We start from the raw sequence: 7,682 nt of genomic DNA, 5'->3' as shown, positions 1-7,682 counted from the left end.
TCATATTATCATGTATTTACATCGTCTATATGCCATTGCATAACATAGTCATTTAAAATCATTTCAATAACCCATTGAATTGATAAGACACAGCGTAGATTTCGCCCCCCAAAAATGTGCTGCTACCCTATCCTTTTTTAAGAATGGAATCCTGATAGATAACACCAACAACATACGATGGGCATTCTAAAGCCCGCCACCAAAATAGGTGGGCCTTGTGATACCAAGAAGCCATCCATTAGCTCATAGACAGCTCGATTTAGAACCATACTAAACATGATAGGGTCATACTGACTTAAGGGTCTAGCTTGCGCCGAAACCACGAAAATGGATAAGCGAGACAGAAGACGAGAAAAAGTAGCATCTGCAATAAAGCCCGTACAAATGCAGGTAACGGTTTCCATGGCGAACTAAGTTTAAAGTCGCCTTCAGGTTTGAAATGAGCTAATGGGCGAGTCAAAAAAAGATGCCATAAGCCATTATCCGAAATCAGGTTACGTAAATTATCTGGAAGGAAAAAACTTGAATGGACGAAGTCATAGTTACGAATATTAATCGCCTTTTTTGACCCATACCCTTTTTTACCGCCAGGCCCTGATCCTGGAATGGTATATTCAGCAAAAGGCACTGCCCCATCCTTTGCAGCCACATGATTCAAAACAGCTTCCAGACGCCCGTCAGCAATTAACGTATCCCAGTCATAGTCAGGGCGGATAATGCTACCTGCCGTAATGACACGTCCAAACTTGAGATCTTCAAACTCAGGATCTTCCAGGACAAGAGATAAAAGGCGCGTACCAAAACTATGCGCAATGATATCCGGCGTTGGAGGGCGCTGACTATGCTTTGCTTGCTCAATAGCAATCCGAATACGCGTACCCAGCTGCTTGGCCAACCGCCGATGGAATGGCTTAAAAAGCACCTCTATCGTTGCCCAGCCGTATTTATAAATGAGGACTGGAGCCGAGTAGCGCAGTCGATTAGCAATCTGCCAACTAAACTCCTCCTGCCAAGTCGCACGGCTGTTCATTCCATGGATAACAATCATCCATCTGATATCGCGACTTTTTTCCCCGGGAAAACGGTAAAACAACTCGTCTTCCACTTCTTCACCCTGCTCCAGATAATTTACATAGCACTTAGGACAGTCAGTTACTGGTTTTACAGTCCCCGCAGCAAAAACATGACGGCAAAAGGGACATCTGAAAGTCTTTATTGTCTGAACCTCTCCCGATGCAACAAGAGTGTCAAAAAAAATGAGTAACTCCTCATCTGCCGCCAGTTCACCAACAGACTTCGCAAACTGTTCCAGTGTACACTCCAGCGACTCACCAGCTGTCTGACGTCGCTCGATTTCCTTTTGCCATCGGGTCTTCTTTGATTCTGAAATACTCATATCTCGTTATTATACCCCCACAAAAGCTCAACAACTTTAAACACATCATCCCGCTTACACTGAGCCCAAATTCTGAGTTTTCCTTCACTGCCATAAACCTGAACCGCGATGCGCCGACTAGTTCCATGCTCTCCCTCTACAAAATGCAGCATACCTTGAGCCCTATCGAACAAATTGGTATCGACGGCATGAAGAACACCACGAACCTCTTTTACGGATTCAATTCCCCCCTCAGGAAGGGTTGACCCCATTTCTACATAGCCGTTGTCGAGTTCAAATCGGGTTGTATGGACCCCCTTATCGTTCCTCGCCGCTATTTTCACCGCCTGACTTAGCGGTATCCTTGCTAAGGGGGCATTAGTAGGGAAGCCCATCTCGTATAACGCTTCCTGGACATGGGAGTGAACAACTTCATGATCAATATCGGGGTTTCGGTGAATCAAGATTGCGCAATAATCGTCATCAAAGCGCCATTCGTATCGAACAACGCTGCGATCGAAGCGCTGACGATAAGCCTCATACCGGAATCGCTCAAGTTCCATTTCCGCAAAGTGATCCTTCACTTTCCAACGGTTCCAGCCTTGCTTGCTTTGATGCCACACGATAGATAAGCTGGCTTTATCCAATGTGATGTGTTTCAGCTCAAGCCCCTCAGGGAAATCCAGACTAACACCTGAATCCTGACATTTTGCATAAGGACTGGCAGCAATGCCTGCCGCTAAAGTCTCGGTATCGACTTTTGGTGAGTTGAATAAATAAAGATATTGATCGCCCCACCCTTCGACTTCTGCGAGCCAGGTTTCCAACATTTCCTGAGTGATAATGTCCTTATCAATGGCATCATCAAGATTTTTCGCGAAATCTTCTTTAGTCGCACCAATTTTACTGCCCGTACTACGCAATAGTTCTTTGATGAAAGCGTTTCCCTGGGCCACAACAATACGTTTTACCAACTCTTTCAGCTGTTTTTTGGTCAACACGACGTTCTTTTTCATTTTTTACCGTGTCCGAAAAGTATGAATAATAACAGACTGTCCAGTCTTCTGTTTTTTGCATCTTAAATGTTGAACTTACCTCACAAAGCCGCATAGTGAGCTTCATTAAAGTTAATGATCTGACCAAGCCTGCAGCAATGTTGTATACTACCGACAAAACAAGTATCGGTAAAAAAAAGACTAACTTTAACCACTTCACTCATGAAAATTCTGATTTAATTTATGTAAAAGAGAAATCTGATGGCTAGTCATCAGCTCGATAACGCTGTATCACTCCACCACTTAAATAAACAAGTAACTAAAATGGATATCTATCTTACAAATCTGTCTTTGACTAAGAATATATCTTTATATCTGAAGCACTAATGTTCACTTTAAAAAACCATCAGTACTCAAAGCTGAAAAAGAGAGTATAAAACATATAAATAAAAAGTAAGAATTCAGGAATTACTCTATACGGAAAACAGTGTTTTCAGTCAACCTGCCAAACAAATAACTGACTTAACCTTGCTTACAATAACAAGCACCATACATATCACAATAAAAAAACACATACTTCCCATTTCTCTCTGCGTGATTTCTCCAGAAGGAACATTCTCAACTCACCATCAAGAATGGATACATCTCGAAATGTACAATTATTATTTTCAATCCAATTGTTAGCCTCTCACAGAGTCCATACATAATTATTTTTGGCTAACTCGCGAACAAAATCTTAAGTCGTTATTGTCTGTCCCCCATCGGTATGGGACTCAATGGCAGAAAGAAAAAAATGTTCAATATCAATGTAGCCATCCATGGTCTCTCCTCCCAAACAATGCTGTATACGGGGGAGTATGTATCATCACTTCGTTTAGTCAAGCCCCTCTATATCTATTTCAGAACAGGAAGTAATGACTTTCATGCCCCACTCAGTAATCAGACGTAATTAAAATAAGAGAACCCAAGCCATACCATTATACCAACATTAATTCATCACTTATTTTCTATTTATCGATAACTTGCTCCTCCACTTCCTGGACTTGCTTATCGGATAAAGACTGAATCTGCTTATGAAGCAATTCAATAATCAGCAGTCTTTTGTTCTCCTCGGTTAAATTCGTGTTTGTTTCTATTGACTTAAGTAAATACCCAAATGACTCATCTATGGCGTCACCTTTATAAGATTCAATTATCGACTTTGTATTCATTCCTAACACGCCCAGAAATTCAGCCCCCAGGTAATGCATCCATCCTATTACATCACTATAAACCGAACTCAATGTCCTGATGGTATAGAGAATAACAGCAAGAATAAAACCTATTAGCAAGCCAAAAGACGTTCGTTTTGGGTAACTGAATAAAAGTATATTGACAGCTTTAAGCAGCATTTTGGTGACTCCATCCATGTTATTCATATTGACCACCTACTGACGATTCACTTGGGACTGTATTATGCTCTTGTTTATCATTAAGAATTTTTCGCTTACCGCTATCGCTACCATCATTGATATCGTCAACATTATCATTAATGAATTTTAGTAATAATAAAGCCTCCGCAGCATTAGTACCAAAGAAGCCTTTTGATACTCGATAAGTAAGAAGTCGGTCTTTAATCTCAAGCAAAATAAAAAGAATCGTTCCCGGCAACATAAACGTAGCTGGCATGCTAAAAAACCACATAAAAAAAAGAGCCATCAAAAATAGTATCGCCGCAACAAATTTTGACCGCAGAAGTAACCGTCTTTCACTGATTAAATATAAACCCACAACTGTTTTATTTTTTTTGTCATTAAGTTCATCATCGAAAGGCATTCTTCGTCTGATGAATAATTCCTCCCCCTCTATTCGATGAATTTCATCTATAGTTACAAAACCATCAAGTTTTACTGTCGGTAAGGTGGAGATATTATCTGACCGTTCTGAATCTAGTGGAAGCTCGTCATTACCATCTTTGTTCGCTGTGTAATCAACCGTCGCTCCCCTCACTACTATTTTATAACCCGTGACACCTGATAAAAACTCCCTCATCGTCCTTTGGTGTTCTAACTCTGTTTTCCTCAATTTTTTTACCGATCGAACAAAAAGATAACGGATAATAGTACCAATAAAAATACCAATAAAGGATGCGAGGTAGGTACTATTATATCCAATCAAGCCCAGGAATCTCGCTACAAGCAACGCTAGGCATCCCGCCAATAATATTCCAATACAGTTTGACATCGTATTTCCGGATAGTTTCATACACCCCTCTGTAAATTATCCTCACCCCATAATCCGATTCATCATAAACCCGTATTGGGTTACAACCGCTAAAGCAAAGGAAAACGAATAGAAAGTTCCTTTCATAATAGCGGCATAAATATAAATTGCACAAGATTTTATATTCAGCATCCGGTATTCAATGACAAATTTATCAAATATGCCACATCACAATGCTAATTTTAGTTATGGGTAAATTTTTCACTTTGAATGGATAACCGTTCATTCATTAATAGCACTACTGGCTTGTGGCTCCAGTATGAAATTGATGTGTAACATGCTGAGTGTGAGAAACGCAACATTCTCACCGATGTACAGATCTCACGTCAGCGTTTACCGGTATAATGCATATAAAAATCATGGTTATTGCCTTTTGAACATGCAGCTGGAGAAACCACTTTGGCAAAAAAAATGGATTACCCACAACATCACACACTATCAGCGCTGCTCGATAAACAGGCCGAGCTGATAGCCCATTCTGACCAAGAAAGTATTGCCGATCTACACCTAAAAAATGGGCGATACGAAGAGGCAATTGTCGGATATGCCCAGCTGAAAAACACCACCCCACAGTTGATGACTAAAATCGCATTTTGCGAATGGATGCAGGACAGGTTTGAAGATGCCCGGAGCCGACTTATGGCGCCAGATGCCGAGCTTGATGCTGAGGGTATCGGCCTTCTGGGTATGTTGGTTACCCATGATAAAAACGTTGATCGTAGTAATGCAGATAAGCCCATAATCTGGGCTAGGTTAAAGCAAGTTGTCACATCAACCGAGGTACCAATCCTGGCCGCACTCGCCAGATCATTATCCTGGTGGCCCGAGGATTATCACTCGCCAGCAGGCAGACTTAACGATCTTCAGCATCTGCTTTCTCTTTACCCTCATGAGCAGCGTATCCGCCTTGCCGTTCTGACCTGCATGCAACGCTGCAAGACCTCCCTAAGTGAGCAATATACTCTCATATCCACATCTAACTCCCCACTACGAATGCCAAGACTTCTCTGGTCCGCAGCAGAAGTCGCTGCAAGTGTAGAAAAAGCAGATGAGGCACTTGAATACCTCCGTCAACTCGAAGAGATCGAACGAAGCTATGAATCACCTGAAGACGAAATTCTCTGGGAGATTACATTAGCGCGCGCGGATATAAAGCGTCAGACTGCGCCAGAAGAAAGCATGTCATCCTTTGCCAGTATTTTGCAAAGCGCGTCGCTTCCTGCCGAATTCCGCGTCCGAATGGGCCGTGCGGCACTTGTTGCTGTGTGCCGCTCATCACCAAGGCATATCCCAGAGTTTGCAGAAGCATTCATGGAGGCCATAGAAGCTCGGTATGACGGATTTTATATCCAGGCACTGGACCTCTATGATGATGTTTTTCCTGTAAGTGGTAGCAACTGGGACAATTGGGGGAATGCATGGTCCTGCGGGGATCTACACCCTTACCAGGATGTTCTCACGACGCTGGCAAAACCACGAACCCAGCGCTTTTACCGTATCGCCTTTGTATTGTTAAAACTTGATGGCGCCTACGAAGAACTTCAGAGTGACGAACCCGATTTACCTGATGGTTTCTGGGAAGAATTAGATGGCCTTCTCGGGAACATTACAGGCCATGAACTCGAATTTGACGGTAACCTATTGTCGCTTTACACCTCAATTAGATCACAACTTCAGGCCCCTGACTGGAATAGTCTTGGACAAGGCTGGCTCACTTCCCAGTGGCTAGCAGAATCAAAGAACGTGACTCTCCACTATAGTGAATTAGCGCTTCAGAAGGCTAGTAATCATACTTCGGCATTAAAGAAATTTACCTCAGGTGTTATTCACGCACTTAATGCGCACAATATCCCTTCCGAAGAAGCCTACGACTTAATTAAAGAACTCGTGTACCTCCTTCCAGATCACGACATAAAACGTGATTTCTATCAGCTTATGGGGCGGGTTTCAGATGAGGACACTCGCGATTCAGTGCTGTTTTACATTGGCCTTTCATCGCATGTAATGAAATACCATACAAAAGCAAAAACAGCCTATCTGAAAGCCATTGAGCAAAACCCTCATCACTATTCCTCCATATTCAATCTTCTTTTGCTATGTACTAAAGAAGCAGACATGCCTCTCGTCGAACAAATCAAACCAATCGTCCTCAAATTCGAAAGCGATAATGAATCTAAAAAGGAAGATCTGGAAAAAGCGCTACAGCGAGCAGCACGGAGGTGCGAGGATAAAAATGATGCCAAACGCCGGATCGTCATTGCTGAATTAGACAATCTTCCCCCACTACTTGAGCATCCCCTTCCCTTGTCAGAAATCCCATTACGTGCAGCCGTCGCCCTGCTGGCTCTGTTTCGTTGTGCTAATGCAGAACCCGGTGATACTGACCTTCCCATGCTGGATGAGTGCGAGACAGATTTTGGTCCTAGGATAAGTAACAATGCTCTTTTATTTGATCTTTTAAAGACTGGGCTCGCCGGTGTGCACCCTAAAACCAGCCTTGATGCCTTTGTCGTTGATGATGAAAAGGATGAAGTACGAGCATGGCGCTTTGGGCGTGTCAGGTGGCGCTTATCACCGGCCTGTGAATATGTTATGCAATCCCTTCGTGCTATTAATGGCGATATCCCTGAGGAGTGGAAAAAAAGCATACTGCCTTTGGCCATGGAAATAGCCCGCGCCGAAGTGGCTCAGTACATCGGTTTTCTGGCACAAGAGAGGGGATGGCCTCAACCGCGCAGCACAGAAGAAGTCTCCGACCTAACCCGCGAGCTCATCAACGAACTCCCTGTGGCCGAAACCTTTCACCTAGCCTATCTCGGCGCCATGTCAGCCAGCGACTACAAACAAAAGTATCCAGTATCAGGGCAAATGGCAGCCGATATGTTGGTGAAAAGAACGGGACAACGCCTAGAGTCCGTACGGAGCGGTAAGTTTCCATCAAAAGCATATGACCGTCCGTGGAAGCTCCCTCGTTCCGCCATCAGCTTTGCGTTATGGGGCACACTTCTTGATAAAGGTGATAGTGGTTTTACCAACAGAATTTCTGTATT

5 protein-coding genes are annotated in these 7,682 nt (G+C 43.1%); 1 reads left to right on the top strand and 4 read right to left on the bottom strand.

Going from position 1 to position 7,682, the window contains the following annotated elements; all coding sequences use genetic code 11:
* Window positions 1-295: 295 nt before the first annotated feature.
* From GKAS_RS21930 to GKAS_RS21915, 4 genes are all read right to left on the bottom strand, one after another.
* Window positions 296-1,396, bottom strand: coding sequence for a hypothetical protein (locus GKAS_RS21930; RefSeq protein WP_035897464.1), 1,101 nt, complete (start codon window positions 1,394-1,396; stop codon window positions 296-298).
* The gene (locus tag GKAS_RS21925; protein ID WP_035897462.1) at window positions 1,393-2,391 is read right to left on the bottom strand and encodes a hypothetical protein; all 999 of its coding nucleotides are present in this window, start codon (window positions 2,389-2,391) and stop codon (window positions 1,393-1,395) included. Before GKAS_RS21925 ends, GKAS_RS21930 begins: the two co-directional genes overlap by 4 nt.
* Window positions 2,392-3,377: 986 nt before the next feature.
* Window positions 3,378-3,788, bottom strand: coding sequence for a hypothetical protein (locus tag GKAS_RS21920; protein WP_035897460.1), 411 nt, complete (start codon window positions 3,786-3,788; stop codon window positions 3,378-3,380).
* Window positions 3,781-4,593, bottom strand: coding sequence for a hypothetical protein (locus GKAS_RS21915; RefSeq protein WP_035897459.1), 813 nt, complete (start codon window positions 4,591-4,593; stop codon window positions 3,781-3,783). The genes GKAS_RS21920 and GKAS_RS21915 overlap by 8 nt, the downstream gene beginning before the upstream one ends.
* A gap of 438 nt (window positions 4,594-5,031) precedes the next feature.
* On the opposite strand from GKAS_RS21915, the gene GKAS_RS21910 reads away from it, so the two are divergent.
* A partial coding sequence (locus GKAS_RS21910; protein WP_156105163.1) for a hypothetical protein occupies window positions 5,032-7,682 on the top strand: 2,651 nt, incomplete at its 3' end.

It is taken from the genome of Kluyvera ascorbata ATCC 33433 (assembly GCF_000735365.1).
In the GTDB taxonomy this organism is placed as follows: Bacteria; Pseudomonadota; Gammaproteobacteria; order Enterobacterales; family Enterobacteriaceae; genus Kluyvera; species Kluyvera ascorbata.
Note: the sequence above shows the minus strand (reverse complement) of the source record. Positions and strands in the feature narration are given on the sequence as shown.

Bases quoted from the DNA above. Each gene is read 5' to 3' on its own strand.
- GKAS_RS21915 (WP_035897459.1), bottom strand. From the start codon at position 4,593: ATGTCAAACTGTATTGGAATATTATTGGCGGGATGCCTAGCGTTGCTT.
- GKAS_RS21920 (WP_035897460.1), bottom strand. From the start codon at position 3,788: ATGAATAACATGGATGGAGTCACCAAAATGCTGCTTAAAGCTGTCAAT.
- GKAS_RS21930 (WP_035897464.1), bottom strand. From the start codon at position 1,396: ATGAGTATTTCAGAATCAAAGAAGACCCGATGGCAAAAGGAAATCGAG.
- GKAS_RS21925 (WP_035897462.1), bottom strand. From the start codon at position 2,391: ATGAAAAAGAACGTCGTGTTGACCAAAAAACAGCTGAAAGAGTTGGTA.